The 26,276-nt window shown below is 30.9% G+C and carries 25 protein-coding genes; 3 read left to right on the top strand and 22 right to left on the bottom strand.

Annotated elements, in window-relative coordinates:
- Positions 1 to 137: 137 nt before the first annotated feature.
- The gene (locus IAI10_RS05025) at positions 138 to 485 is read right to left on the bottom strand and encodes a helix-turn-helix domain-containing protein (RefSeq protein WP_315672188.1); all 348 of its coding nucleotides are present in this window, start codon (positions 483 to 485) and stop codon (positions 138 to 140) included.
- Between the two features lie 198 nt (positions 486 to 683).
- Between IAI10_RS05025 and IAI10_RS05020 the strand changes: the two genes are divergently transcribed.
- The gene (locus IAI10_RS05020; protein ID WP_315672187.1) at positions 684 to 1,493 is read left to right on the top strand and encodes a nitroreductase family protein; all 810 of its coding nucleotides are present in this window, start codon (positions 684 to 686) and stop codon (positions 1,491 to 1,493) included.
- 298 nt (positions 1,494 to 1,791) lie between these two features.
- Here the strand turns inward: IAI10_RS05020 and IAI10_RS05015 are convergent, their stop codons facing one another.
- The 5 genes from IAI10_RS05015 to IAI10_RS04995 all read right to left on the bottom strand — a co-directional run bounded on the left by IAI10_RS05015 (position 1,792) and on the right by IAI10_RS04995 (position 6,491).
- The gene (locus IAI10_RS05015; RefSeq protein ID WP_315672186.1) at positions 1,792 to 3,021 is read right to left on the bottom strand and encodes an aminopeptidase; all 1,230 of its coding nucleotides are present in this window, start codon (positions 3,019 to 3,021) and stop codon (positions 1,792 to 1,794) included.
- 17 nt (positions 3,022 to 3,038) lie between these two features.
- Entirely contained in the window at positions 3,039 to 3,905 is an 867-nt protein-coding gene (locus IAI10_RS05010) for a 50S ribosomal protein L11 methyltransferase (protein WP_315672185.1), read from the bottom strand.
- A 239-nt stretch (positions 3,906 to 4,144) separates the two neighbouring features.
- Positions 4,145 to 4,939 (bottom strand): ABC transporter permease, encoded by a 795-nt coding sequence (locus tag IAI10_RS05005; RefSeq protein WP_315672184.1) that lies wholly within the window; start codon positions 4,937 to 4,939, stop codon positions 4,145 to 4,147.
- The gene (locus IAI10_RS05000) at positions 4,940 to 5,722 is read right to left on the bottom strand and encodes an ABC transporter permease (RefSeq protein ID WP_315672183.1); all 783 of its coding nucleotides are present in this window, start codon (positions 5,720 to 5,722) and stop codon (positions 4,940 to 4,942) included.
- A complete protein-coding gene (locus IAI10_RS04995; RefSeq protein ID WP_315672182.1) occupies positions 5,715 to 6,491 on the bottom strand; it encodes an ABC transporter ATP-binding protein in 777 nt (258 codons plus the stop codon). The genes IAI10_RS05000 and IAI10_RS04995 overlap by 8 nt, the downstream gene beginning before the upstream one ends.
- Positions 6,492 to 6,702: 211 nt before the next feature.
- On the opposite strand from IAI10_RS04995, the gene IAI10_RS04990 reads away from it, so the two are divergent.
- Complete coding sequence (locus IAI10_RS04990; RefSeq protein WP_315672181.1) at positions 6,703 to 7,557, top strand: nucleoside monophosphate kinase; 855 nt, start codon at positions 6,703 to 6,705, stop codon at positions 7,555 to 7,557.
- Here IAI10_RS04990 and IAI10_RS04985 read toward each other — a convergent pair.
- From IAI10_RS04985 to IAI10_RS04950, 8 genes are all read right to left on the bottom strand, one after another.
- On the bottom strand, positions 7,526 to 8,566 hold the full coding sequence (locus IAI10_RS04985) for a metalloregulator ArsR/SmtB family transcription factor (RefSeq protein WP_315672180.1): 1,041 nt from the start codon (positions 8,564 to 8,566) through the stop codon (positions 7,526 to 7,528). The two genes, IAI10_RS04990 and IAI10_RS04985, sit on opposite strands and share 32 nt — an antisense overlap.
- Positions 8,567 to 8,747: 181 nt before the next feature.
- Positions 8,748 to 9,659 carry a sugar phosphate isomerase/epimerase gene (locus tag IAI10_RS04980; protein ID WP_315672179.1) on the bottom strand — a complete coding sequence of 304 codons (912 nt, stop codon included), beginning with the start codon at positions 9,657 to 9,659 and terminating at the stop codon, positions 8,748 to 8,750.
- Positions 9,660 to 9,759: 100 nt separating this feature from the next.
- Positions 9,760 to 10,251, bottom strand: a complete 492-nt coding sequence (locus tag IAI10_RS04975) for a GNAT family N-acetyltransferase (protein ID WP_315672178.1) — start codon at positions 10,249 to 10,251, stop codon at positions 9,760 to 9,762.
- An 87-nt stretch (positions 10,252 to 10,338) separates the two neighbouring features.
- Positions 10,339 to 11,037: an amino acid racemase gene (locus IAI10_RS04970; RefSeq protein WP_315672177.1), complete on the bottom strand. Its 699-nt coding sequence runs from the start codon at positions 11,035 to 11,037 to the stop codon at positions 10,339 to 10,341.
- Between the two features lie 504 nt (positions 11,038 to 11,541).
- The gene (locus IAI10_RS04965) at positions 11,542 to 12,558 is read right to left on the bottom strand and encodes an ABC transporter ATP-binding protein (protein WP_315672176.1); all 1,017 of its coding nucleotides are present in this window, start codon (positions 12,556 to 12,558) and stop codon (positions 11,542 to 11,544) included.
- 10 nt (positions 12,559 to 12,568) lie between these two features.
- Positions 12,569 to 13,360: an ABC transporter permease subunit gene (locus IAI10_RS04960; RefSeq protein WP_315672175.1), complete on the bottom strand. Its 792-nt coding sequence runs from the start codon at positions 13,358 to 13,360 to the stop codon at positions 12,569 to 12,571.
- Positions 13,360 to 14,199 (bottom strand): ABC transporter permease subunit, encoded by an 840-nt coding sequence (locus IAI10_RS04955; protein ID WP_315672174.1) that lies wholly within the window; start codon positions 14,197 to 14,199, stop codon positions 13,360 to 13,362. The genes IAI10_RS04960 and IAI10_RS04955 overlap by 1 nt, the downstream gene beginning before the upstream one ends.
- 133 nt (positions 14,200 to 14,332) lie before the next feature.
- Entirely contained in the window at positions 14,333 to 15,436 is a 1,104-nt protein-coding gene (locus IAI10_RS04950; protein ID WP_315672173.1) for an ABC transporter substrate-binding protein, read from the bottom strand.
- Between the two features lie 254 nt (positions 15,437 to 15,690).
- Here IAI10_RS04950 and ytaF point away from each other — a divergent pair, with 254 nt between their 5' ends.
- Entirely contained in the window at positions 15,691 to 16,290 is a 600-nt protein-coding gene (gene ytaF, locus IAI10_RS04945) for a sporulation membrane protein YtaF (protein WP_315672172.1), read from the top strand.
- A gap of 22 nt (positions 16,291 to 16,312) precedes the next feature.
- Here ytaF and IAI10_RS04940 read toward each other — a convergent pair whose 3' ends face one another.
- The 8 genes from IAI10_RS04940 to IAI10_RS04905 all read right to left on the bottom strand — a co-directional run bounded on the left by IAI10_RS04940 (position 16,313) and on the right by IAI10_RS04905 (position 25,935).
- Entirely contained in the window at positions 16,313 to 17,098 is a 786-nt protein-coding gene (locus IAI10_RS04940) for a DeoR/GlpR family DNA-binding transcription regulator (protein ID WP_315672171.1), read from the bottom strand.
- 25 nt (positions 17,099 to 17,123) lie between these two features.
- Complete coding sequence (locus IAI10_RS04935) at positions 17,124 to 17,927, bottom strand: alkaline phosphatase family protein (protein WP_315672170.1); 804 nt, start codon at positions 17,925 to 17,927, stop codon at positions 17,124 to 17,126.
- Between the two features lie 122 nt (positions 17,928 to 18,049).
- A complete protein-coding gene (locus IAI10_RS04930; protein WP_315672169.1) occupies positions 18,050 to 18,736 on the bottom strand; it encodes a L,D-transpeptidase family protein in 687 nt (228 codons plus the stop codon).
- A gap of 112 nt (positions 18,737 to 18,848) precedes the next feature.
- Positions 18,849 to 19,928, bottom strand: coding sequence for a diguanylate cyclase domain-containing protein (locus IAI10_RS04925; protein WP_315672168.1), 1,080 nt, complete (start codon positions 19,926 to 19,928; stop codon positions 18,849 to 18,851).
- An 84-nt stretch (positions 19,929 to 20,012) separates the two neighbouring features.
- A complete protein-coding gene (locus IAI10_RS04920) occupies positions 20,013 to 22,016 on the bottom strand; it encodes a PAS domain S-box protein (protein WP_315672167.1) in 2,004 nt (667 codons plus the stop codon).
- Complete coding sequence (locus IAI10_RS04915) at positions 22,003 to 23,688, bottom strand: EAL domain-containing protein (protein WP_315672166.1); 1,686 nt, start codon at positions 23,686 to 23,688, stop codon at positions 22,003 to 22,005. The genes IAI10_RS04920 and IAI10_RS04915 overlap by 14 nt, the downstream gene beginning before the upstream one ends.
- A 483-nt stretch (positions 23,689 to 24,171) precedes the next feature.
- Entirely contained in the window at positions 24,172 to 25,350 is a 1,179-nt protein-coding gene (locus IAI10_RS04910) for an acetyl-CoA C-acetyltransferase (RefSeq protein WP_315672165.1), read from the bottom strand.
- Positions 25,351 to 25,935 (bottom strand): TetR/AcrR family transcriptional regulator, encoded by a 585-nt coding sequence (locus IAI10_RS04905; protein WP_315672164.1) that lies wholly within the window; start codon positions 25,933 to 25,935, stop codon positions 25,351 to 25,353.
- Positions 25,936 to 26,276 lie beyond the last annotated feature (341 nt).

The raw sequence follows: 26,276 nt of genomic DNA, 5'->3' as shown, positions 1-26,276 counted from the left end.
TAAAATTGCATAGTAATAATTATACACCTAATTATGTATTTATCAAACTTCGGTATTTGTTATCATGTCCTTAAAAAATCATGTTTACTACAATAAACTCCATGAAAGCAGGCGTATATTTTAAAAATATATTTAAGTTATTTCCTTTGTTTTTCAAAGGTAATTAAATTTGAATAGTTAACTGCCCACTTGCATAAGTCGTTCAAAATTGGCAGTAAACTTTTTCCATAGTCAGTAAGAGAATATTCTACTTTAGGTGGTATCTGTGTATAAACATACCTGTTAACTAATTTACTTTCTTCTAAAAATCTAAGTTGTTGAGTTAACATTTTATGAGATATATTAGGCATAATTTTTTTCAGTTCATTAAATCTCATAGTTTTGCTCCCCAAATGCCATATTATTACAGACTTCCATTTTCCTTCCAAAATATCTAAAGTTAATTCCATTGAACAATTATATTCAACACCATTTAATTCTAACATTTGCAACCTCTTCTCCTAAATTTTCTAACTATCAAGTATATAACTAGTAACTACGTTACTAAAAAGTACGTACTTGTTAATAATAAGTTTATGGTATAAATTATATTTTATCATAATACTTGCAAATTTATATAATAAAAAAATATAATTAGCGGTTATTTAACTGACTGCAAACTTATTATACGAGGAGTGAAATTAATGAATTTAATTGACGTTAACGAATCTAAATGTGCCAAATGTGGAATTTGTGTAAGTGTGTGCCCCAGCAGCGTTTTATATATGGATAAAAGCGGGCCTAAAGTGACTTCCACAAGCAACTGTATTGCTTGTGGACAATGTGTTGCAGTATGTCCTCATGAAGCATTAGATAATGTTAAAACACCTGCAGCTAATCAAACTTCTATAGAAAATTTTTCAGTAATAGATTCTAAAACTGCAGAATATTTCCTTAGGTCTCGGCATTCAATCCGATGTTACAAAAATATATCCGTTCCTAGAGAAAAACTATTAGAATTAGTTAATATTGCTCACTATGCACCTACGGCAAGCAATAGCCAAGGCATTTCTTATATTATTGTTGAAAGTGAAAGCATACTAAAAACTGCAAGCAGAATTGTATTTGAATGGATGGAAAGCCAAATTGAAAATCCATCTCACTGGAGTTTTCCAAGGCATGTTGAAAACTATAAAGCTACTGGTATAGACACCATATTACGAAATGCTCCAAATCTTATTTTAGCTACAGCTCCAAAAAACTTCAAAAACGGGAGAGAAAATACTATTTCTCAACTTACTTACGCCGAGTTATATGCAACAAGTATTGGATTAGGTACATGCTGGGCGGGATTATTTGAAATGTGTGCCTTCTCAAATTATTCACCATTGCTTTCTCTCTTTAACATACCTGAAGACAGGGGTATTACAGGCACTATTATGGTTGGATATCCAAAATATAAATTTAAAAAAATTGTAGATAGAAATCAATTAGATGTTTCCTTTATTGGCTAGTAATCTTGGATTAAATATATAACTTTTGAATAATATTAATTCTACTATCCAAAAAATAGGGTACTGGTTTTCCAGTGCCTATTTTTATTAAAGGTTTTGTTTTAAATCAGTGTTGATTTTTACACTTATTTAAAACTTCATTCAGTTCGGGGGCTATGTTTTAAAATGTTGATATTATCGTTTGAGTTCTTTTACGAAATACGCCTTTATCAACATCCTTTTAAAACATAGCCTTATTAAAAGTTCAGTTTCAGATCCATCAAAGTCTTTATCAATATTCTTTTAAAGCATAACCTTATCAGAAAGCAAAATTTCCATTTTCAAATATCTTTATTTCTTTTCCATCTTCAGTGATTCCAGTTATATTCAAATCTTGACTGCCTATCATAAAATCCTCATGCTGAAGAGAATTGTTAACTCCAGCTTTTTCTAATTCCTCATTAGTCATGTTGTCTCCATTCTTAAGACAAGTTGGATAAGCTTTACCAATAGCTAAATGACAAGCTGCATTTTCATCGAATAGTGTATTATAAAATAATATCTTTGAATTCGATATAGGAGAATCATAGGGCACTAAAGCTACTTCACCAAGATAATGACTTCCTTCATCAGTATCAATCAGTTCTTTCAGCACATCATAGCCCTTTTCTGCAGCAGAGTCAATTATCCTTCCATCCTTGAAGGTAAAAGAAAAGTTCTCAACTAAATTTCCATTTAAATTAAGAGGTTTTGTACTTACCACTTTACCATTAACTCCATTCTTTAATGGCAGCGTAAATATTTCTTCTGTAGGTATATTAGGTATAAACTCCAATCCGTTTTCATTGGTTGAAGAAGCTCCAATCCATATATGATCCTTGGGAAGCTCTATTTTAAGATCTGTTCCTATAGAATTTTTATATATAAGATATTTTAGTTTATAGCTATGTAATATTTCTATTCTTTTCTTTAGATTTCTCTTATGTTCTTCCCAAGCAGCTACAGGGTCTTTCTCCGTTGCTCTTGTTGTTTTAAATATTGCTTCCCATAGCTTTTCTACAGCTTCATCCCTATCTGAATCGGCAAAAACTTTTTTAGCCCAAGCTTCTGTAGGTATGGATACAACGCACCAGCTATTTTTATCACTCATAACTCTTTCATAATACTCTACTAAAGCTTTACCTCTAGCTTTCGAAGCTCTAGCGATCCTTTCACTGCTGATACCCTTCATAAGCTCTGGATCCTCTGAAAAAACACTTAAAAATGCAGCGCCCTTTTTAGCGTAAGATACAAGCATTTGCTTTGACCATTCCGGAAATTCATCAAATATTTCATCCTTACCATATAGATATTTGATTCTAGAAGATACTCCATCATTCCATACTATTTGAACTTCTCTAGCTCCAGCCTTATAAGCTATTTCTGAAAGCATTCTAGTAAATTCTGCACACTCTATTGGAGAATTTATTATCAAAATTTGGTTATCTTGTACATTAATACCAGATTTTATAACTAATTCTGCATACTTTTTTAGATTTTCTTTATCCATAAATTTATCCTCCTTAACTATATCCTCTTAAACAAAGTTGTAATCCATTCATTGCTCTGTGCCTTTTTGGCACATTTATAACCATATTCAGCTATCTTATTGAACACCTCATCATAGCTCCATTCCACAAGTCCAGAAACTAATAGATGACCCTGATTTTTCATAACAGAATTGATGAAATTCATAGCCTGCAATGTTTCTTCTCCACCTATATTGATAAAAACATTGTCAAACTTTTCATCCATTTTAAATTCATTATATATAACATCCGCTTCCATAACTTCTATGTCACTAATGTTATTTAAATTAGCATTATACGTCACTTCTTCCTTAACATCACGAATATCAATAGCCTTTATGCTTTCAGCTCCCTTGATAGCTGCAGCTATGCTTAGTATTCCAGATCCAGTTCCTAAATCCAATATATTTTGTTCATGAAAATCCATATCAAGAATTGTCCTTAAGCAATCTTGTGTAGTTTCGTGAATGCCTGTACCAAACGATCCTTGAGACTCAAATTTTATTATCTTTTCTGATTGTAAGCTTTCTTTAGGATTCGCTATAATCCATCCATTTTTAAGATCTATGGTCTCAAAAGGCTGCTGCCAATTTTTTTGTTCTATAATTTTATAAGTTATCCCATCATTTATAGATAGTTCTCTTGAAATTTTATCAGCATAAAATTCAGCATTTTCATTATCTGTTTCTATAAAAACGCTTAAACTCGCGTTTACGTTAACCTTTTCATAATAACCGTATCCGTTATTATCTTTAGTTACTTCAATAGGAGCACTATAGCACACATTGTAGTAATCCATGGCTGCCAGCTTCTCAGTTATATTATCTGCCTCTTCTGACTTAACAGGTATAATTATTTCAATCATACTAATTCCTTTCATTAACATACTAATGATTATAATTTTATATCTTTTATTATAACCAAAATACACGTTAAGGTGCAAATAAATTTAACTATTCTACTATTTTTTTATGTAGTTTTCTTTAATATATGAAAAAAGCCGCAAACTCTATACTTTTTTATATTATTATGAATTTACAGCCTTATATTGAATTTTCCTTATAGCAAAATACACATCTTTACCGCTCTAATATAAAATATGTTTCAAAATATATCAATAGTAGCTTTTACTTTAGAAAGCTTCTCCATAAATTTAATAGTAATATATGCAATCACACAGTATAATGTTCCTAAAATAAATTCTCTAAATATATAGTAATTTACTTTACTATAATCTAAAGCCGCATTTTCTATAATATATTTAGCAGCTTTTAATGCGTTGGTTAATGGTAACACATTGCTTATATATCTGAGAATCAGCGGTAATTTTTCCGTAGGAAAATTTATGCCGCATAAGCACATAAGTAAATTTGAACAAAGATTTAAAAGCAAATTAATATCTCTTGTAACAAGTCCTATTGCACCTATAAACATTCCCATGGAGCAGGCAGTAAATATAGCACATATAAGGCACAACAGCAAATAGGGTATTGCTGTTGCTGAAATTCTTAAATTAAATAGAAGCACTCCTGTACATATGCCCACTAAAACCATGAAAAAGGCATTAACAATATAAAAGGATCCTTTTGTAAATACGAGTTTATAAGTGCTTGAAGGGGATGCTAACAATAGCTTTAATGTATCATAGCTTCTTTCCGTAATTAAATTATTCCCTACTCCAAAAAATGCATCATAATAACATAATACCATGGCATTTCCTAAAACATATACAGTTATATCTCTGTCCCCATAGGCATACTTAGCCATAAGAGAAAAACATATAACCTGAAGAATAGGATTTACCACTTGAAGCAATATATAAACTTGAGGTCGTAAAAATCCAAATAATCCTTTAAAGGAATAAAATCCGTTTCTATATGCTCTTTTTAATTCCTCCATTTAACTCACCCCCAAGGATGCATCGATTCTAGTTTTTCTATCTATGCATTTAAATAAAGCTCTGCTTATTACAGCATATATCATGCATATAATGCATAATACAGCTATCTTCATATAAAAATTATGCAAATCACTTATGCCAAGAGAACTTTCCTTCAAGATTTCAGTGGACCAGGATGGTGATAATATATAGCTTATGGGTCTTATGAAGGATGGCAGCATATCTATAGGAAAGACAAAGCCGCATAAAATATACATTGGAAACTCCATACAATTCATAAGTGCTCTAGCATTTTTAGATAGAGTAAATACGGGCGAAATAAGCATTGATATGCTTATAAATGAAAGTATCATCAAAATAAAACTTAAAACAAATAAAAAAACATGCTTTATATATAAATTCTGATTAAAAAACACCTTAGTAAAAGCTATGCTTATGACTATCCCTGATAATCCAAGAAAAGTATTAGCTAAAACTTTTCCTATAATTATTGATGTAAACTTAGAGGGACAGCAAAAAAGTGTTTCTAAAGTTCCCATGTACCTTTCTCTTTCTATGTCTCCTGCCGAAGAAAAGCATATTGCACTCCAAAGAGTACTTAATCCGCTGCCTAGTATAACATAGTTAGCATAATTTGCATGCTTTGAATCTTTATACATCATACACATTATGAATGTAAATATTATAGGCTGCACAATTATGCAGAATTTAAAAGTAGCTCTCGAAAAGGATTGAGAAAGATGCAACTTAAAGGTAGAATAAATCACTCTTATCTCACTCATTTCTATCACCTCCTATAAGCTTTATATACACATCTTCCAAAGTGCCTTCATCGCTCTTAAGATACTTTATCTTAAGCCTGTCCAAAGTATCTACATCTATTATCTTTCCATGATTAATAAGTGCAATTCTATCGCAAAGCTCCTCTGCTTCCTGCATATAGTGAGTAGTTAAAAGAATAGTCTTTCCATGCTTTTTTAGATTTAATATTATATTTCTTAAGTCTTTAGCTCCGACTGGATCCAAGCCTAAGGTAGGTTCATCTAGAAATAATATTTTTGGATCATTTATAAGTCCTCTGGCTATTTGCAATCTTTGTTTCATTCCCTTAGAGAAGCCCTCAACTTTTTCTTCTTCCCTTCCCTTTAAGCCAACTAAATCTAAAAGCATTTCTATTCTATTCTTCAATATTTTTTCAGAAACCTTATATAAATCTCCGAAGTACATTAAATTTTCATAAGCTGAAAGTCTCCAATAAAGTCCTCTTTCTCCTCCAAATATAAAGTTTATATTTGGACGTATAAATTTTTCTTGTCCAAAGCAGTTATATCCGAATATTTTAGCTTCTCCCTTAGAGGGAGCTAACAGAGTAGTCAATATTTTTATAGTTGTAGTCTTCCCTGCACCGTTTGGACCTAAAAGTCCAAATATCTCACCTTCTTTTACACTAAAGGATATATCATTCACTGCTTGTATTACTTTTTTCTTAGTCATGCTCAAGGTTCCTTTATAATCTCTAAATAAATTGTTTACCTGTATTACCTCACTCATGAGTATCCCCCTTATAATATAATCAACTAATTAGACATTAATCTAATTAGTTGATTATATTATAAAACCAGTTTTATTTGCTGTCAACTTTTAGTATTTTCTTAATTCTAACCAGCATCCTATATTTATGCGTACTTTCTTCAATAGCATAATACTTTTTATGATATAATTAATTCAATATGCATGTTTTATGATATAGGAGATTAAGTATATGAATGATAACATAAAAGTTATAGTAGAGAAGGTAAGAATAGAAGGGAATGGAGTGATAATCCTCACTGGTCCTTCAGGCTGTGGCAAAGGTGAAATAGGGTCAGCTCTGTGTAAATTTTTATCTCTTCCTAAGGAAAGGCATTTATCCATGGGCAGCATTCTGCGCCAAACCATAATTAATGCAGAAAAAGATGAAAAATTTAAAACTGCTTTATCTGAAAAATATAATATCAGTGATTCTATAAGTATTTTTGATATGGAAAATAATAAAAATGAAATAATTACAAAAGCGGAAAAACATAAAGCTACTATTAAAAGTTCTCTTAGCTTAAAAGATAATTTTATATCACAGTTTCACTGGCTGAAATATTGTGTTAAAAATGGGCTTTTAATTCCTGATGAATGGACGATAAAAATCATAAATGCTATGCTTGAAAATTCTTCTGAGTTTCATAAAGGTATATTTATCCTTGATGGATATCCTAGAACTGTAACCGCTGCAGAAGAACTTTTAAACAGTCTAAATACTTTAAATATACCCGTAATAAAAGTCCTTCATCTATTTATAACAAAAGAGGAAATGAAAATAAGAGCATTAAACAGGAACCGAATGGATGATACTTTAGATTGTCTTGAAAGACGATATCAATTTTATATAGAAAAGGTTCAACCTAGCATAGATTATATGAAAAAGCGCTTAGGTACTGATAAAATATCGCTAATAGATGCCCATCAACCTATAATTAATCAAAATAATAAAATAGATATAAAAGCATCCATTAATCAAGTAGTATTAAGTGTGATGGAAACCTTAGGGCTTCCTAAATTTTTATTTGATCTTCAGGAATTTTAGCATTTCTAGTAAACATAGTGCTAAAAAACTTCATAAATTTATCCACTGCATTAGAATTTATACTGTAGTATTTCGAATTTTTAACTCTTTCTTCATTTATAAAACCTATTTCTTTAAATTGGTCTATATGATGGGAAATAGTAGGAGTGCTAACTTTCAAAGCTTCCGCTAGCTCTTTTCCCATCATGGCGCCATTCTTCGATAACAGCTCCACTATTTCAAATCTAGTATCGTCTGAAATCACTTTTAATATTTTAGTAATCTGCTCTTTTGTCATTTCCTCTTTTATTAATAGATTCGAATAAATTAACACTTGATTTTTGCTAAAAAATCTCATAGCTTTTCTATTAATAAATTTGCTTGGAACAAAATAATATTCCTCATAAGGTCCTCTATTTTTAAATTTTTTTCCCATGATAAGCTGAGAAGTTTCTATAGGACTTAACTTTGATAAATGCTGTTCAATAATATAATAATCCTCATAGCTTGACTTTTCCATTTCCTTATATTTTTCTTTAAAAGCTTCTGTATAAAGTAGATCCAAGCAGTGGAGATATTCTTTTTTAAATAATTCAGTATCATAAAACAAGCTTCTGAAGGCTATATAGCTGTCACTAACATAACTGTATTCTTCATATACTTCTGCTAACTTCTCTTCATCTTGCATGCATTCACGAAGACGGTCTTTCGGTATGACTTCGCCATAAAATTTATATAAAAAATGATCTTTATCTAAATTAGATACATACTCACTAAAAATGGATAGATCATTAAAAGCCTTGCACTCCTCTAAGAACTCCAGCATTCTATAATCATTAAAATTAGTATATGTTATCATATCACTTAAAAACCTATGATTTTTCTTTATATCCTCTATATATTTTTCATTGTATATATTATATTTATCTTCAAATTTATCTTTTTCAAAAATTGACGTTAAAATGGCAACTAAATCTACTATCAGCGAAGATGTGAAATAGCAATTATCTTGGTTGGCAATATTTTTCATTCTTTCATTTCTCCTCAATATTTTCTTACTGCTAATTATATCATCACGGATAAAAATCACAATAAAAAAACAGCTAGAAGGGGGGACAACTAACTGTTTTTCTATGTATTTATTTCGTTTATCGGGGGGTTCATTTCCTTGCTATGTTTATATATTAATATTTAATTGTGTCATATTGTTGTCAATATTGAAACCTATTTGTTAATAAATCATTAATCCAAGAATAGCACTGATTAAGCTCCTCTTCTGTAATAATTTCTGACTTATGTTCAAACATTATAAGTGCATTGCTGCATTCCTGTTTTATTATTTTCATATATTCCTCTATTGGACCCCAACCCTCTTCTACCTTTAGTGAAGGCAGTGCCGGAAAATGACTGTTTTCTAAATTTCCATTAACCTTTACATTCCATAGATGAATAACCTTAGTGTATTTTGCAAAACGCTTAATTATATTAATTTCATCAAACTCATTATCTATTTTATGCTGAAGATGAAGCCTTCCTGTATCCAAACATATTTTTATACTTTGGTATTTATCCAGTAAATTTTCAAGAAAATTATCCTGTTGAACATATTTATTTAATGCGTCAAATTCAAGAACAGGAGTAAATTTGTATTGTATACTTTTTTCTGAAAGCCATTTAAATAAAGCTTCACTGTCACTTTTGAACCTATCAAAAGAATAGTCCTTCTCATAGACATATTCACTCTTATCAGCAAATCTCCAATTGGTCATATCAAAAGCTTCTTTTATGATAACAGGCTTAGGATAATGAATAAGCACATAGGCTGGATTAATTTGTTTATTTTCAATATATCTAAATTCTTCCTCCATGTATTCATAAGCTTTTTTTCTTACAGCCTTATCTAAAGAAAAGAATTGAGGATCTCTAAATCTAGCTATTCCGCTCCTTAATGGAAAATGTATGCCTATTTTAAAGGAATTCTGCTCTGCTTCTCTGCAAAGTATATCTATTTGTGCTTCATCTACAAACTGACAAACTTGTACACCATAAAAGCCTTTTCTAAAGTCTCTTTTGAATTTCTGAAAATTATACTTTCCATCCATACCTATCATAAAATTATTCATAAGAATCACCTCATTTATAATTACGATTCTTTTTTAATAATCGTTGCTTTTTACACTGATTTAAAGTTGCCTTCAGTGAAGGGCCTATATCAACATTCTTTTAAGACATAGCCTTTTCAAAGCAATAAAATTTCCCTTTTCTAAAATTAACTAGTCCTGCTTTTTCAAAACCAACCTTCTCATACAAACTGCAGGATATTGAATTTTCAGTAAAGGCATCCAATCTCATGAAATTATAATTATTTTCAATCGCAAAGCTTTCCGCAAAACTAATAAGAGCTTTTGCAACTCCCCTTCCCTGCGCCTTAGGATGAACACATAATCTATGAATAACAAGCGGCTTTCCTTCTGTATATCTCCATTTTAAATCAAAGTACTCTTTATCTTGAAATTCATTCAGCACTATGATTCCTTTTATATCTTCTTCCGCTGCCACATAAAGATTTTGTTTTTTTATATCTTCCTCAATAACTTCTTTATTAGGATAAATATCATCCCATTGATTTATATTTTTATCATTCAAATCCTTCACTGCAGCTTTGATTAAATCCATTATCGTATCTGCTTCTTCCAATCTAGCTTTTCTTATCATACTTCTTCTCCTTTTATATCAAACATACTTTTTCATTAATTCAATATTGCCATTTAAAAAGCGTAATATTCCATGTTAAATTTGTATTTATTCAATAATTTGCAAATAATTTCTTATCACTGTCTTTGCTAAGCAGCTTGCAGAATCAACTATTCTAACTTCTGTTTTAACCTTATCTGTAACCGCATTTAAATCTGTACAAGCTATTATAATACTTTCTATACCCTCTTCTTTTACTTCATCTAAAATTTCTTTCCATATTTCAATATTTTCAGGATTGTCTCTGTTTAGTTTTATACTTTGAATAAGCCTATCTATTGTAATTTGCCATTGATTGCTGAATATAAAATCATGTCCAGAAGTTATTATTTCCTTTTGATAAATTTGTGCTTTAAAAGTCGAAGCTGTAGAAAACAAAGTTACTCTTTTAGATTTCTTAGGCAAGCTATTTAAGGTTTCTGTAACTATATTTAGTAACGGTATGCTGATTGAGTTCTCTAATTCTTTAAAGTATATGTGAGCAGAGTTGCAAGGCATAGCTATGAAGGCTGCTCCAGTTTCCTCCAGCTTTTTTAATCCTTTTATTATAGTTTTTTTCATAAGCTCATCATCAATTGGCCTGTCTACATAAAATGGTGTAGGCAGAGAATATATCATCATAGGCGGAAATTCTTCATCGTATACAGCCCCATATTGATATTGGCATTCATCCACTACCAAGTCTATAAAAGGAGCTGTAGACCTTGGCCCCATACCTGCTAAAATTCCAATTAAACCATTTTTCATCCTGATTCACCCCAATTTATTATTTTTGCGATAAATAAATTTGTACTCATGTTTTAAGCTATTGATTTCCTATAAATTATTATTACTATTTTACCATAAAACTGCAAAACCTATTAATTAATAATTTTTAAACAGAATATATTTTTAATTCAGCAAAAATAAAAAGGAAGATAATTATCTCCCTACTATCAGAATAAAGTTATTTGTCTCTGTTTTAAATCAGTGTTGATTTTTACACTGATTTAAAACATTCCTTTTGCGGGTCAGGATATGTTTTAAAATGTTGATATTATCTTTGGAGTTCTAGAAACTCTTAGGAATTGCGACTTATAATTGGCGTAATTTTGCCCAGGAAGGGCAAAGCCATTTTAGTGCTAGGACGGCACATTAAAATGGGTAGCCAATTATAATAAAGCAAGCCTTAGAGTTTCTTACATGGGTTCTGAAAGAAACCATGCCTAGACGACCAAAGCCTATATCAACATTCTCTTAAAACATATCCAATTATTTTATTTTCTTACATTCTTTTATTGTTACAAACAATGTGACTTCTTTTCCATTGTCAAAATAGTTTTCTTTCCTATTTAATAGGTCTACAGTTACATTTTTTTCCATAACCTGCACGTAATATCGTATTACATTCCCTAATACCACATTATCTTTTATGCTTCCTGAAAAATATAATATATTTTCTCCATCTTCATCTATAGCTTCATCGCACATAGAAATTGTTTCAGGTCTAACAGCAAAAATTTCTCCTTGAAGCCCCCTATTTGCCAATTTAATAATTTCTTCTTTGGTGAATATGTTATAATTTCCAATAAACTCTGCCACAAATTTGCTTTCGGGACTTGTATATATTTCCTTTGAAGTTCCCATTTGAGCTATATGACCTTTATCCATTATAAATATTCTATCTGATATAATTAAGGCTTCTTCTTGATCATGAGTTACAAAAATTGTGGTTATGTTAAGCTTTTTTTGTATCTCTCTGATCTGCATCCTTAAACTTTTTCTTATCTTTGCATCTAAAGCGCTGAGAGGTTCATCCAGCAATAATATCTTAGGTTCCATAACTAAAGCTCTCGCAAGTGCTACCCTCTGCTGCTGTCCTCCTGAAAGCTCATGAGGATATGCCTTATCCTTACCTGAAAGCTCCACCAGTTCTAGCATTTTAGCTATCTTACTTTCGGCTTCTTCCTTGGGCACCTTTTTCATTTTTAATCCAAAACCTATATTTTCTCTAACTGTCATGTTAGGAAATAGCGCATAGGATTGAAAAACCATGCTGATATTTCTATCCTTAGGGCTTAATCTGCTGATGTCCTTATCTTCTATGTATATCTCTCCGCTATTTATATCCTCTAAGCCTGATATACATCTTAAAAGAGTAGTCTTTCCGCAGCCGCTTGGACCAAGCAAAGTTATAAACTCCCCTTTTTCTATTGTAAAATTTATATTTTCAAATACCTTGGATTTACCGTAGCTCTTTTCTAATTTATTTACTTTTACAAAACTCATCATTATCCTCCTACCTAGTTTTAGTTACAAGCTTGTTTATCTTTGTGCTGACAAAAGATAATATTAAAACGCATACGAAATAAATTATTACCACTGCACTGCTTATGCTTCCGCTGTTTCCTTGCATGTTATATAGATATATCTGTACAGTTTCATAGGCTCCTCCTGCTAAAATATTAGTGAGAGCAAATTCTCCAAATATTATAGAAAAAGATAAAAGTGCAGAGACAGTGACCCCTTTAATCATATTTGGAAGTATGACATGTATAAAAGCCTGGAATCTATTAGCATTCAAAATCTCAGCAGCTTCCATAAGCTTTACTGCGTCCACTGTTCTCAAGCTGTTTCTTATACCTTGGAACATATAAGGTAATATCAGTACAAAAAAAGCTCCTATAAGTATCCATATGGTACCAGATATAACTATTGGGCCTGAAGAATATATCTTTATTAGTCCTACTGCATACACCACAGCAGGAACAGTAAAAGGAATTATTGATAATACGCTTATGATTTTTTCAAACTTTTTAAAATACACTGCAACAATAAATACCGTAGGTATCATAATCACTATGCTTATAAGCAAAGTTAATATGCTTACGGCAAAGGATCTTTCTATGGATTGCAAAAATCTTGTATCTGAAAACAGTGTGGTATACCACTTTAAGGTCAATCCCTCCGGCAATATGGTAGCCTGCCAGGTTTTTGCTATAGAAAATACAAAAGTAGCTACTAGAGGAATAAACAGATATATAAGTATTATTGCTGAAATTATATAATATTTTATTTTACCTTTTTTCATTAGCTCATCCTCCTCTTGCTAGAAATAAACTCATTTACTAAATTAGTGAATACTACTATAGCTCCAAGCATTATTCCTAAGGCAGATGCTAATTCTGGATTTAGATACATATCGCCTGATATCAACGCAGCAATCCTTATAGACAGCAAATTATAATTTCCGCTGGTAAGTGCTACGGCTGTAGAGTAAGCTCCCATAGCATTAGCAAAAAGTATGCTGAAAGTACCAAGTATACTGGGAAGCACCAGTGGAATCCCTATGTATCGCCAAAACTTTAATTTTGAAGCTCCTAAAACAGTAGCAGCTTCCTTCCATTCACCCTTTAAAGCATCATAAGAAGGATACAGGAGCAGAATTCCTAAAGGAATTTGAAAATATATATATGACATAATTAAACCAGTAACAGAATATAAATTAAAATTTCCTAAAAAGCTGATTCCAAATCTTTTTCCGATAAGAGTCATGATTCCATTGTTTCCAAGCAATATCATAAAAGCAAAAGCAAGAGGTATTCCAGCAAAATTTGAAGTCATATTTGAAAGCATTAAAACTCTTTCTTTTATTTTATTTGATAATCTGCTTATGGAATAAGAACCTATCACCGCCACAATTATTCCAACAAAACTAGAATAGAATGATATCTTTAAGCTGTTGGTGAAGCCTTGAATATAAAATTTATTTGTAAATATAGTTCTATACTGAAGAAAAGTAAAATTTCCTTCACTGTTTTTAAAGCTCCCTAAGACTACCGAAATTAATGGTAATATTTCAAAGCCTATTACTAAAATAACAAAAGGTAATAAGAAAAGAAGCATAAGTTTATTTTTTTTGATTTCCATTTTATTTCTCCCTTTAAACACCTATCATAGTAAAATTAAAAATTATATCTAACAAACTATTTTAAAAAGGAGTAGACAGAGTTTAAAACTCTGTCTCATCCTCCTATTTATAGCTCAGCAGAAGATAGATACCTTATTTAACGTTTATAAGAACTTTTTCCTGCCAATCCTGAGGTAATTGTGCGCTAGTTTTTTCCCAAGCGCTGTAATCTTTTATATTTTTAACATTACTATATTGAGAATCAGGCAGCATATTAGTTTTAACATCATCAGGCAGTTTTACATTGCTTCTTATAGGTCTTGCATAACCCTTAGCTAAATTTATTTGTCCTGCATCACTAAGTATATATTCTCTGGCTAATTTTGCTGCGTTTGGATCTGGAGCATATTTATTTATTATTGAGACATAAGCGCTCATAAGGCTTCCATCCGATGGTATACATACATCAAAATCATCTTTATTAATTTTATCTCTATAACCCAACGCATTAAAATCCCACATTATTGCTACTGCAACTTCGCCTTTTTGCATATTAGCAATATCTGCTTTTACCATGGAAAGTCTTCCCTGCTTAGCAATCTTAGCAAAGTAGTCTAGTCCAGGCTGTATATTAGTTTCACTTCCTCCATTAGCCATAGCTGCTGCCAAAACAGTAGATTGAGCCTGAGCTTCCTTAGTTACATCTCCTATGGATATCTTGTAGTCTCCATTTAATAAATCAGCCCAGCTTTTAGGAGGATTTTTTACTAATTTTTTATTAGTTATGATAGCTATGGTTCCAGTATATTCTCCTACCCAATTACCATCTTTATCTTTTGCCCAGCTAGGTACATCATTCCAGTATGTAGTCTTATAAGGCTGAGTTACACCTTTTGATATTGCAATGGACCCAAAATTTATTCCTACATCACCAATATCCGCAGTAGGGTTATTTTTTTCTGATAAGAACTTGCTTATTTCTTCTGCACTGGACATATCTGTATCTGTATGACTTATTCCATATTGGCTTTTTATTCCGTCCCAAGTATCCTTCCAATCAGCCCAAGAATCAGGCATTCCAACACTGACTACTTTTCCTTCTTTTTTAGCTGCTGCTGTAATCTCTTCTATTGATTTTTCATTATTCCCAGCATTGCTAGCATTAACGTTTTTGCTGCTGCATCCGCCCATGGTAAATAAAATGCTCATGCTTACTGCAGCTAATACCAATACCTTTGCAATTTTCATTTTTTTCATGCTTCAATCCCCCAATTTAATAAAACTTTGCTTTATTTCCTTCAACAATTTCAGTTTACTTCTCTTGTGTAAATTTCATATTTATTCCACGTAAATTTTATGTTATGTTGTTGAATTTGTTTGTTTCTATTTGTTTTTCTTTGTTTTCATAAGGGTATTGCAATAGCAAGTTGTATTTTAAAGCGGAATCTAAAAGTATCATTACAAAAAATATTGAATATTATTAATATGGAACTAATTTTAGGAGAGCTTACATGCATATACTTTCTATAATATTGTTTGCATTAACTTCTAATATTGATAATTTCACAGTTGGTATTGCCTATGGTATTAAAAAAATTAAGGTAGGTACAATAAGTAATTTGCTCATTGCTTTTATAACAGCTTTAGGTACATTTATCTCAATGTCTTTAGGATTAGTAATAAATAATTTTATTTCTAATGATGTGTCTAATATATTGGGTTCCTTGATTCTTATATTTATAGGTTTGTGGTTTGTTAAAGACTTTTTTACTAATAAAAGCTTGAATACTTCAAATAATAATCAATTCATAACTCTTTTAAGCGATCCAGAAAAGGCCGATATGGATAATTCAGGTTATATAGATATAAAAGAGTCTCTTACTTTAGCTTTTTCCTTAGCTATAAACAATCTTGGTCTTGGAATAGGTGCCAGCATAACAGGTTTGAACGCTGTTGCAGCTAGCATAAGTGCCTTTGTTTTCAGCATTTTAACCATTTCCTTGGGAAGCCTGATAGGTAACAGCTATCTTTCAAGGCTTTTCGGCAAATATGCTTCCTTGATATCCGGCTTAGTAATTATTATATTAGGAATTTATGAAATAATAATATAGGGAGAATTAAAATTCTCCCTATCTAATCTGCAGTAATCCATTTTACATCCTTATAATTTAATTTTTCTTCCCATTCTATTGGATAGGCTTCGTCGCACACTATAACATCTATATCATCTAATTTTGCTATCTGAAAATAATTTCTAACTCCAATTTTCGAATGATCTGACAGCACTATTACCTGCTTCACATTTTCAATTATTTTTTTAGACAGCATGCACTCATTAGGTTCATATCCAGTTATACCATAATCTATAGATATGCCTCCTATTGCTATAAAAGCTTTATCTATATAAAAGTTTTCCATAAATTTTTCAGATATACTGCCAGATACAGATAGCTGCTTGGTGTTTATTTCTCCGCCAATGAAAAGTATCTTTCCTGTAAATATACCTTTATTTATATAATCCACAAGCTCTGTTAGAACTGCAATCGAATTAGTTAAAATAGTTAAATTTTTCTTTCCTGCTAAATGCTTTATTATCTGAAGCGTAGTTGTGCCTACATCTATAGCTATCACTTCATTATCGTAAATAAGTTCTGCCGCTTTTTGCCCTATTTTTCTTTTCTCTTCCAGATAGCGAATACTTCTTTCATAATAGGGAGGCTCTTCCTTTTCAAAAGAGATTTTAACTGCTCCTCCATATACCTTTTTAAGCTTATTTTCTTTCTCCAATTCTTCCAAATGTCTTCGTATCGTCTCCGTAGATACTTTTAATTCTTCCGCTAAACTATTTACTTTAACCTTTCCTTTGGTATCTAGGACATGTAATATGTATTTTTTTCTTTCCTCGCCCACAAGAGACATGTTCTTATCCCTCCTTGTACAGGTTCTAATCTATATTCAGCATTTTTTCTGATTTATTAATTTCTAGAAGTTTGCATATAAGAGGTGCTATTTCTAATTGACTGTATTCATTCTTAAAGAGCTCTTTATTAATATTTTTCTTTACTATCCAAAGCGGAACTGTTCTTTCATCCTCTTCTATGCCATTGTGAAGCCCCAAGAAATCCATGCCATGATCAGCGGTAATTATAACATAATACCCAAGTTCTATCCATAAAGGAACCAAACTTCCAAGTATATTATCTATCTCTATAATTTTTCCTCTATATTCTCTGGAATCGCATCCATGTGCATGTCCAACATAGTCTACGCCCATTGGATGTATGAATAAGAAATCTGGATCATGCTTTTTCCTAAGCTGCTCTCCATCTAAAAACAAATGACTATCGGGGTAAGCATCATCAAAATAGAATCTTCCATATTGAATATTTGCATTCTCATCCTCCTGATCTCTATCCTCTAAAGGATTGAAGGGAGCTTTATTGTATAATTCGCTTACCCAATGATAGGCAGCTGCAGCAGTAGTCAAGCTATTTTCTCTTGCCAAATCAAAAACACTTTTTTCATGGGATCTTCTAACTATTTGATTATTGAATATTCCGTTCACAGAGCAGGGTGTGCCTGTCAATATTGTTTCATAAAGCGGTCTAGATAGCGTTGGAAGCTCTGTCTTAATTCTATAGCCTATAGCTAAATTACTATCTGTAAGATGCTTCATAATTCCCATAGCAGAGCTTCCTATTTTATAATTTAATGCATCTACCAGTATCATTATAACTTTATTTCCCATTTCATCCACCTACTTTGTTTTTATTTGTTGTTACACATAATAATGATAGCATTAGTTGCATATTTATTCCATGTATTTTTATGTTTTGTTGTTGTATTTAGTTGTTTGTGTTTGCGTTTTACTTAATCCACTAAGCTTATTCCTAATTTCTTATAAAAATCAAAGTCTATGTCATGAGATAGTGGAAGATTATTATCATTTCTGAATTTTATCACATAGTGTTTCATACCTTCTCCATATATTCCATCTATGGTATATGGATAATATCCTTGATCTTTCATTCTCCTTTGAACTTCATATACATCAGCTCCTCGATATCCCGGAGTTAAAATCCTCATGCCTTTTTCAAAAGGACCATTGGTACCTGCATATATAGCCACAGGCATTCCATTGGTTACATACTTATACAGCTCCTCTATATCCTTATTAAACATCCTTATGCATCCATGAGAAGCCTCGCTGCCTATGCTATTAGGCCTATTAGTGCCATGAATACCATACTTTCCCCAGGGCACGTTAATTCCTATCCATCTGGTTCCAAACCCCTCTCCCCATTTTCCCATGCTCACTACCTTCCAGCTTCCTACCGGTGATGGAGTTGATGATTTTCCGCTAGCTATACTATATCGTTTTAATATTTGATTTGAGCTTTTATCAATTAGATATAGTCTTTCATCATTTAAATCAACCAATATTGAAAGACTGTTATTTTTAGATGCTGCAGAACTTATCCGCAAATTATAAAATGGAAATTTAAAAATTATAAATAACATAATAAGTATCATTGCTGCTCTTTTTAATTTATTCAATCTCTTCACCCCAAATTGCCGTATTTAACTCTTTACTTTAGTTATGTTTTAATCCATGCTTTTTATACATAATAAAAAGAGATGATTTAAATCTCATCTCTTTCTCAACACTTTACAGTACTTTAATATCATTATTCCAAACTATAATTTTATTCTTTCCCTTATTTTTAGCTGCACTGTTAGCTTTTTCAGCTTTCAATATAATATCTTCCATAGAGTCGCCGTCCAAAGGATAATTTGATATGCCTATAGAAATAGTAGTCGGATATATATAATCTTTAGTCTGCTTTTGAACCTCTTCCTTAATTATATTTGCTTTTTCCAATGCTTCCTTTTTCTCCATTCCTGATAAAACAATTAAAAATTCATCTCCGCAAAGCCAGCGAAAAACTCTGTCCTCAGTTCTTATAGAATTTCCTATGATTTCACTAAGCTTCCTGATCATATCATTCCCAGATTCATAGCTTATTTTGTTATATCTTCTAAGATCATCACCATCTACAAATAACAAGCTAAATTTTAACTTAGTATTTTCATATTGTTCAATCAGTTTTTGTATATAAAGCTTCGCTGATCTATGATTTGGCAGTCCAGAAATATCATCTGTTAATGCCAAATCTCGAATATCATTATAACAAGAAAGACTTTTTCTAACATTAGTCATAAAATTGTATATCATATGTTTTATAACTCTCTCCGAATTATATATATCTTCTTTTTCTTTAGACTTAGCCAATAAACTGTTAATTAATATAAAGTAAAAATCTTCTACAGATTCAAGTTCCTTATCATATTCTATAGTCAGGCTATTTATTTTAAAATATTTATAACCTAAATTAATCATGCCTCTTTTAAATTGATCTTCCAGCTGTTCCTTTATGTAATCATCCCTTATATTTAAATAACTCGGTAACGGAATTAAAAAATCATTAGCACCAAATCTAAAGGAACATATTTTATCATTTTCAGACATAATCTTAGCTATTGCTTGTATCAATATTCTTATACATGAATCCCCGATATCAATACCATAATTTTCATTTATATCTGTTAGATTAAATATATTGCATACAATAAATTTCCCTTTGCTGCCAAATATCTTCTTAATATCTTCTTTCATAAAATCAAAAAAATTAGGTAATCCTTTGATTTTTTCTTTGTATAATTGTTTTTCTAAAAACAGATTATCCACTCTTATCCCTCTTTGCCCCATTTTTTACATTAATTGTATAAATCAAATTAGTATAATTGTAAATATTTTTTAAGTATAAGTCAACTAAAATAAATATCTTTGTAATATATTTATCAATGTATCCATCTCAAAAGGCTTAGTAATATAATCATCCATTCCTGCTTCTACACACATTTCCTTGTTTGCCAAAAGGAAATAAGCAGTCATAGCAACTATTGGAGTGTGCTTTTTTTTATTTTTTTCTTTATGCCGAATTATTTTTGTAATCTCAAATCCATCTAGCTCCGGCATTTGAATATCCATTAGTATAAGATCCACATCTTGATTTTCTAATACATTCAAAGCCTGTTTTCCACTATATGCACATATAAATTCGCATCCTATTTCCTTTATCATATCACATATTATTCTTAAGCTAATCTCATTATTTTCAATAATAAGAATTTTTTTATTTTCTCCTATTGATAGATCAATTGATATTTCCTTATCATATATTCTTTCATCACTGCCTTTATAATAATCCAGCAAAAAGTCTGCAGTAAAATAAAAGGTACTTCCATGCTGTTCTTTACTTTCAAACCATATATTGCCGTTCATTAATTTTACTAATTCCTTTGAAATAGCAAGTCCAAGTCCCGAACCCAAATATTTTTTATCATAAGACATATCTTGCTGGGTGAACTTATTAAATATATCCTTTTTAAATTCTTCTTTAATACCTATACCAGTATCAGCAATAGAAAATTCTAATGTTAACCTATCATTAAGCTGAGCTATTTTTTTTGCAGATAGTGTTATAGCTCCTCTTTCTGTAAACTTTATAGCGTTATTAATTATATTTAATAATATTTGATGAAGCTTTACTTCATCTCCAAGGAGATATTCATCAATCAATGGATCAAGCATGTATATAGGCTTTAAATCTTTACTTGTACACATTGCTGATAACTCTGCAGTAACCTTTTCCAAAAATTTTTTCAAATTAAAAGGTCTCATGTCCAACTCATATTTTCCTGCTTCTATTTTTGATATATCTAGTACACTGTTTATAACATCTAAAAGCAATCTTGAGGAATTTTTTAATATTTTTACATATTGCCTTTGATTTTCATTAAGTTCTGTGATGCTAAGTAAATCTATAATCCCAATTATACCATTCATAGGTGTCCTAATTTCATGACTAACACTGTCCAAAAATTGGTTTTTTGCTAAATTAGCTCTGTCTGCCTCATCTTTAGCTTTCTCCAGCTCAATAAAATTCTGTCTTAATTCCTCTTCTGCCGCGGTAAGTTCCTCATACACTGTGCTAAGTTCCTCATATTTTTCTTTTAGTGCTTTTTCTTGCTGCATTTTTTCTGTTATATCTCTTGCTATGATTGATGTACCTATAATTTTCTTATCCATATTATAAATAGGAGATATCCCTAATGATACATTTATAATCTTCCCATCCTTACCTACCCTTAAAGTCTCATATTTTTCCATTCCAATACCATTAATGACTCTACGTAATATCAAGTCAACATCTCGTACATTTTCTTTTGGTATTATAGTAGAAACATGTTTGCCAACAATTTCCTCAATACTGTACCCATATAATTTCTCCGCTCCCTTATTCCATGCCGTAATAATTCCATTTAAATCTTCGCTCAATATAGCATCTTCTGAAGACTCAACAATGGCAGCAAGATTTCTAAATTCAGCTTCACTTTGCAATCTGTGAGTTATGTCTCTTATTATACTTATAAGCATCTTTCCAGAACCTGTGTTAATTCCTACAGAATTTACTTCCACAGGAAATTTTGATCCGTCTTTTTTACAATGAAAAGTAGTAAATTGTATCCCTTCTATTTTTGCTATTTCAAATTGATTTTCCACGAATTCATCTTGCTTGTAATATCTTATCTGAAAAATATTCATATTCATAAGCTCTTCTTTAGAATAGCCATATACAGTAATCGCCTGATTATTTGCTTCAATAATTTTCCCATTAGAATCCATTAGAAGTATTATATCATTTGCCTTCTCAAAAGCAGTTTTATAAATTTCAAGCTTCACTCCAAAATCATTATCATTAGTTTTTTTCAATCTTAAAAACCTCCACTTCATTTTCTAATAGTGGTTTACTAAAATAATAGCCTTGAATTATATTTCCGCCGAGTTCCTGCAATAGTTCCAATTGTTCTTTTGTTTCAACTCCCTCGGCTATAATCTTGTATCCCAAGGCTTTAGATAAATCAATAATAGTCTTTACTACCGCTTTGCTGCTTTCACTTGTTATTTTATCAATAAATGATTTATCTATTTTTAATGTATTAATAGGCAGCACGGTTAAATAAGTCAGGGAAGAATATCCTGTTCCAAAATCATCCACAGCTACCTTTATTCCTTTTTCTATGGCTTGATTTAAAACTTCAGCTCTATAATGATGAAGATCTATTAAAGTTCCTTCAGTAATTTCAATTTCTAATAAAGAAGGCTCCACTGAATTTTCCTTGCATATTTCTAGAAATTTATCTATGAAATTTTTTCTTTTAATTTGTATGGGCGATATATTTACAGACATTATACCAAAATCAATACCTTGGCTTTTTAGATAATTAATCTTTTTGCACACAGTCCTCAATATCCATTCTCCTATTTTTAATATGGTTCCAGAGCTTTCAGCTATAGGAATAAACTCAGCAGGAGAAACAAAGCCAAGCTTACTGCTATTCCACCTTATTAAAGATTCAAAGCCTATTATTTTTTTATTGACACTGTCAATTTGCGGTTGATACATCATATATAATTCACCATTTTCTACGGCTAGCTTCAGCTCTTGTTCAATCATCAATTTTCTATAATATTCTTCAGCCATAGACTTATGAAAAAAAGTAATAGTGTTTTTCCCATTAAGTTTTGATTGATACATAGCCAAATCTGAATATTTGTACAATTCAAACTCTTTAACAGAATCATCAGGAAATATGGCTATACCAAAACTTGCAGTAATATATATCTGCTTTCCTTTAATTTCAAAAGGATACTTAAAATAATAAATTATTTCATAACATATATTGCTTATATCTTTTATGTCCTTTATATTGTTAATAAGTATTATAAATTCATCTGCTCCTAGTCTATGTACATTTCCAATGCCTCTTACCAAGGTTGTTAATAATTTAGAAAATACTTTTAATAGCAAGTCTCCATAATCATGACCATAAGTGTCGTTAATCAATTTAAAATCATCTATATCTATACATATCAAAGCTCCTCCTTGATGACTTGCTTGAGCTTTTTCCAATGTTTTTTTTAAGTTATTCATGAACAATACCCTATTTGGCAGCTCCGTTAAAGAGTCATAATAAGCTAAATATTCTATTTCCTCTTCTAATTTTTTATTGTAGGTCACATCTGTTAAGGCTCCTGACATTAATTCTAGCTCACCCTGAAAATTTCTTATGGTATTCCCTTTAATTAGTATCCATCTTAGCTTCCCTTTTCTGGTGACAATTCTAAATTCACTTAGATAAACAGTACCGTTACCACTTATAAATGAATTCAAATCCAGCTTAACATTCATTTTGTCTTCACTGATAACAACCCCATCAATAAATTCAAACAAACTATTAAATTCACTCAAATTCTTTTCAAGCATATCTTGAGCATTAGAAGAAAAAAACATATTCTCATCCTTTAAATTCCATTCCCAAACAGCTATATTCGCTCCATTTAGCGCTCTTATATATTTTTGATCATTATCACCTAGCTTCATATTGCACTTCCTTATGTATCAATTACTATGATTTTCAAAATATAGGATTCCCTCAGAATATTTCTTGATAAACTCATTGTTTAATAGAATTTTTAAAATTATATTAGCAAACTTATTATTGAGCAGGTTAAATAGATTAGTCACAAGTGAAATATATACAATAATGTTACAATTTTTTCTTTATTTTTTGAATTTATTGTACTTTTTTATAATTTTATCATAATAATGATTAATATTCAATTTATATCATAATTTTAAAATATACCACTTAATTTATTATTTTTTAGCATGGTTTTAAATCGGTGTTGATTTTTATACTGATTTAAAACTTCATTCAGTTCGATAGGCTATGTTTTTAATTTTGTAATAAAAAAAGCCATAAGAAATTAAATTTTCTCATGACCTTTTTTATAGTTCTGTTTTAAATCAGTGCTGGCTTTTACACTGGTTTAAAACATTTTTTATAAAATATAAGTTTTAAAGCTAAATTCTTTCAATAACCATTGCAGTTCCTTGTCCACCACCTATACATAAGGTAGCAAGACCAGTTTTTAAATCTCTTTTCTCTAAAGCATGCAGTAATGTAACAATTAATCTTGCTCCAGTAGCTCCTATAGGATGTCCCAGTGCAATAGCTCCTCCATTTATATTTACTTTATTTATATCAAAGTTTAAATCCTTTGCTACGGCTAAACTCTGAGACGCATAAGCTTCATTTGCCTCAATCAAATCTAAATCTTCTACTTTTAAATTCGTTTTTTCTAATGCAGCTTTTGTAGCATAAAAAGCTCCATATCCCATTATTGCTGGATCTAATCCTGCTGATCCATAGGAAAGTATCTTAGCTCTAGGTTTTATTCCTAATTCTTTAGCTTTATCTGCACTCATTATAATTAGTGCTGCTGCACCATCATTTAACCCTGATGAATTTCCTGCAGTTACTGTACCATTTTCCTTAAATATTGGTTTTAGCTTCTTTAATGCCTCAATAGTGTTTCCGAATCTAGGAAATTCATCCGTATCAAACACTATTTCTCCCTTTTTCGTTTTTATTGTTACAGGAACTATCTCATCTACAAACTGTCCTGACTTTATAGCTTCTTCTGCCTTCTGCTGAGATAAAAGAGAAAATTCATCCTGTTCTTCTCTGCTAATCTTCCATTGCTCTGCTACATTTTCCGCCGTAATTCCCATATGATAGTCATTAAAAGCATCCCATAGTCCGTCTTTTAACATTTCATCCACAGCTGCAGCATTTCCCATTCTATATCCCCATCTAGCTGAATCTAGCAGAAAAGGTGCTCTTGACATATTTTCCATGCCTCCTGCTACTATCACATCAGCGTCACCTGCTTTTATAATCTGTGCTGCTAAGCTTATACTTCTAAGCCCAGATCCGCAGACCTTATTGACAGTCATGGCTGGTATTTCCACAGGAAGTCCTGCTTTTACAGCTGCCTGCCTTGCAGGGTTTTGTCCTAATCCTGCTTGCAATACATTTCCAAAGATAACCTCATTAATCAGCGTTGCCTCTATTCCAGCTCTTTTCACAGCTTCCTTTATTGCTATTGCACCTAAATCTACAGCGGGTACATCCTTTAATGTTTTTCCGTAAGCTCCTATAGCCGTTCTAACTGCGCTAACTATGACTACTTCTCTCATTTACAATTCCTCCTTATTATCCTCATATATATCAATAAGATCCTTTTGCATCCTTCTTAATGCGTCTATTTCTTTACTTATTCTGTAATATACTAAATGTCCTTCATAAACAGCAAATTCTTTATTAGCTAAAACTTGTGCTTTATCTTCTGGTATTCCTGAAAATTTTAATACATTAGTAAAAATTAATGTAAGTTTTTTCATAGACTTAGCATAATATTCTGCAATATCAGGTTCTGAAAAAGCTATTTCTAAGCCAAGAACTGCAAAAGGGCATCCCATATGTTTATTCTGTTCCGCACCTGATATCATTTGATTTGTTAATTCAATAACAAATTCATTCCAATTTTTATTTTTAGATATTTCCAATATCCATTGACTTATTTCCTTTTCGAAGTAGGCTGCCACCTCTATGGCTAAATTTTTTTTGCTGGAAAAGTGAAAATAAAAGGATCCCTTAGGCAAACCGGCATAGCCTAAAATATCGTTTATACCTGTTGCATTATAGCCATTTTTCAAGAATAGATCTGCAGCGCATTCTATAAGTTTATATTTTGACTGTTCACCTTTGGTATTTTTTATCACCCTATCACCTCCAATTTTTTATTTAATTTTCCTTACAATTAAATAATAGACCAGTCTGTCTATTTTGTCAATAATATTGTTAAAAAATATACAATCTATTTAATTAATTTATTAAAGCTATTATCATATTTAATATATAAATGGTATAATATAGTATATAATTTCTATTTTTCATTGCTTCTATTGGCACAGGAGGTATTCAAATGTATATACATATAAGTGCAACTGCCATATTTGTTTCTGGCTTTGTTCTTGGCGTTATAGTTGCTTTATTTATTATATCCTTATTCAAAAAACATTGAATTAAGAAATTGCACAATTGTATTAAAATGCTTAACCAA

The sequence above is a fragment of the Clostridium sp. 19966 genome, from assembly GCF_032335695.1.
GTDB lineage: Bacteria > Bacillota > Clostridia > Clostridiales > Clostridiaceae > JACTOJ01.
This window is presented reverse-complemented; position numbering and strand designations above follow the sequence as displayed.

Excerpts from the sequence above, each read along its gene's own strand:
- IAI10_RS04910 (WP_315672165.1), bottom strand. The coding sequence starts at position 25,350 with ATGAGAGAAGTAGTCATAGTTAGCGCAGTTAGAACGGCTATAGGAGCT.
- IAI10_RS05025 (WP_315672188.1), bottom strand. The coding sequence starts at position 485 with ATGTTAGAATTAAATGGTGTTGAATATAATTGTTCAATGGAATTAACT.
- IAI10_RS05015 (WP_315672186.1), bottom strand. The coding sequence starts at position 3,021 with ATGGATAAAGAAAATCTAAAAAAGTATGCAGAATTAGTTATAAAATCT.
- IAI10_RS04960 (WP_315672175.1), bottom strand. The coding sequence starts at position 13,360 with ATGAAAAAAGGTAAAATAAAATATTATATAATTTCAGCAATAATACTT.
- IAI10_RS05010 (WP_315672185.1), bottom strand. The coding sequence starts at position 3,905 with ATGATTGAAATAATTATACCTGTTAAGTCAGAAGAGGCAGATAATATA.
- IAI10_RS04950 (WP_315672173.1), bottom strand. The coding sequence starts at position 15,436 with ATGAAAAAAATGAAAATTGCAAAGGTATTGGTATTAGCTGCAGTAAGC.
- IAI10_RS05020 (WP_315672187.1), top strand. The coding sequence starts at position 684 with ATGAATTTAATTGACGTTAACGAATCTAAATGTGCCAAATGTGGAATT.
- IAI10_RS04915 (WP_315672166.1), bottom strand. The coding sequence starts at position 23,688 with ATGAAGCTAGGTGATAATGATCAAAAATATATAAGAGCGCTAAATGGA.
- IAI10_RS04965 (WP_315672176.1), bottom strand. The coding sequence starts at position 12,558 with ATGAGTTTTGTAAAAGTAAATAAATTAGAAAAGAGCTACGGTAAATCC.
- IAI10_RS04955 (WP_315672174.1), bottom strand. The coding sequence starts at position 14,199 with ATGGAAATCAAAAAAAATAAACTTATGCTTCTTTTCTTATTACCTTTT.
- IAI10_RS04940 (WP_315672171.1), bottom strand. The coding sequence starts at position 17,098 with ATGTCTCTTGTGGGCGAGGAAAGAAAAAAATACATATTACATGTCCTA.
- IAI10_RS04985 (WP_315672180.1), bottom strand. The coding sequence starts at position 8,566 with ATGAAAAATATTGCCAACCAAGATAATTGCTATTTCACATCTTCGCTG.
- IAI10_RS04995 (WP_315672182.1), bottom strand. The coding sequence starts at position 6,491 with ATGAGTGAGGTAATACAGGTAAACAATTTATTTAGAGATTATAAAGGA.
- IAI10_RS04980 (WP_315672179.1), bottom strand. The coding sequence starts at position 9,659 with ATGAATAATTTTATGATAGGTATGGATGGAAAGTATAATTTTCAGAAA.
- ytaF (WP_315672172.1), top strand. The coding sequence starts at position 15,691 with ATGCATATACTTTCTATAATATTGTTTGCATTAACTTCTAATATTGAT.
- IAI10_RS05005 (WP_315672184.1), bottom strand. The coding sequence starts at position 4,939 with ATGGAGGAATTAAAAAGAGCATATAGAAACGGATTTTATTCCTTTAAA.
- IAI10_RS05000 (WP_315672183.1), bottom strand. The coding sequence starts at position 5,722 with ATGAGTGAGATAAGAGTGATTTATTCTACCTTTAAGTTGCATCTTTCT.
- IAI10_RS04990 (WP_315672181.1), top strand. The coding sequence starts at position 6,703 with ATGAATGATAACATAAAAGTTATAGTAGAGAAGGTAAGAATAGAAGGG.
- IAI10_RS04975 (WP_315672178.1), bottom strand. The coding sequence starts at position 10,251 with ATGATAAGAAAAGCTAGATTGGAAGAAGCAGATACGATAATGGATTTA.
- IAI10_RS04935 (WP_315672170.1), bottom strand. The coding sequence starts at position 17,927 with ATGGGAAATAAAGTTATAATGATACTGGTAGATGCATTAAATTATAAA.
- IAI10_RS04970 (WP_315672177.1), bottom strand. The coding sequence starts at position 11,037 with ATGAAAAATGGTTTAATTGGAATTTTAGCAGGTATGGGGCCAAGGTCT.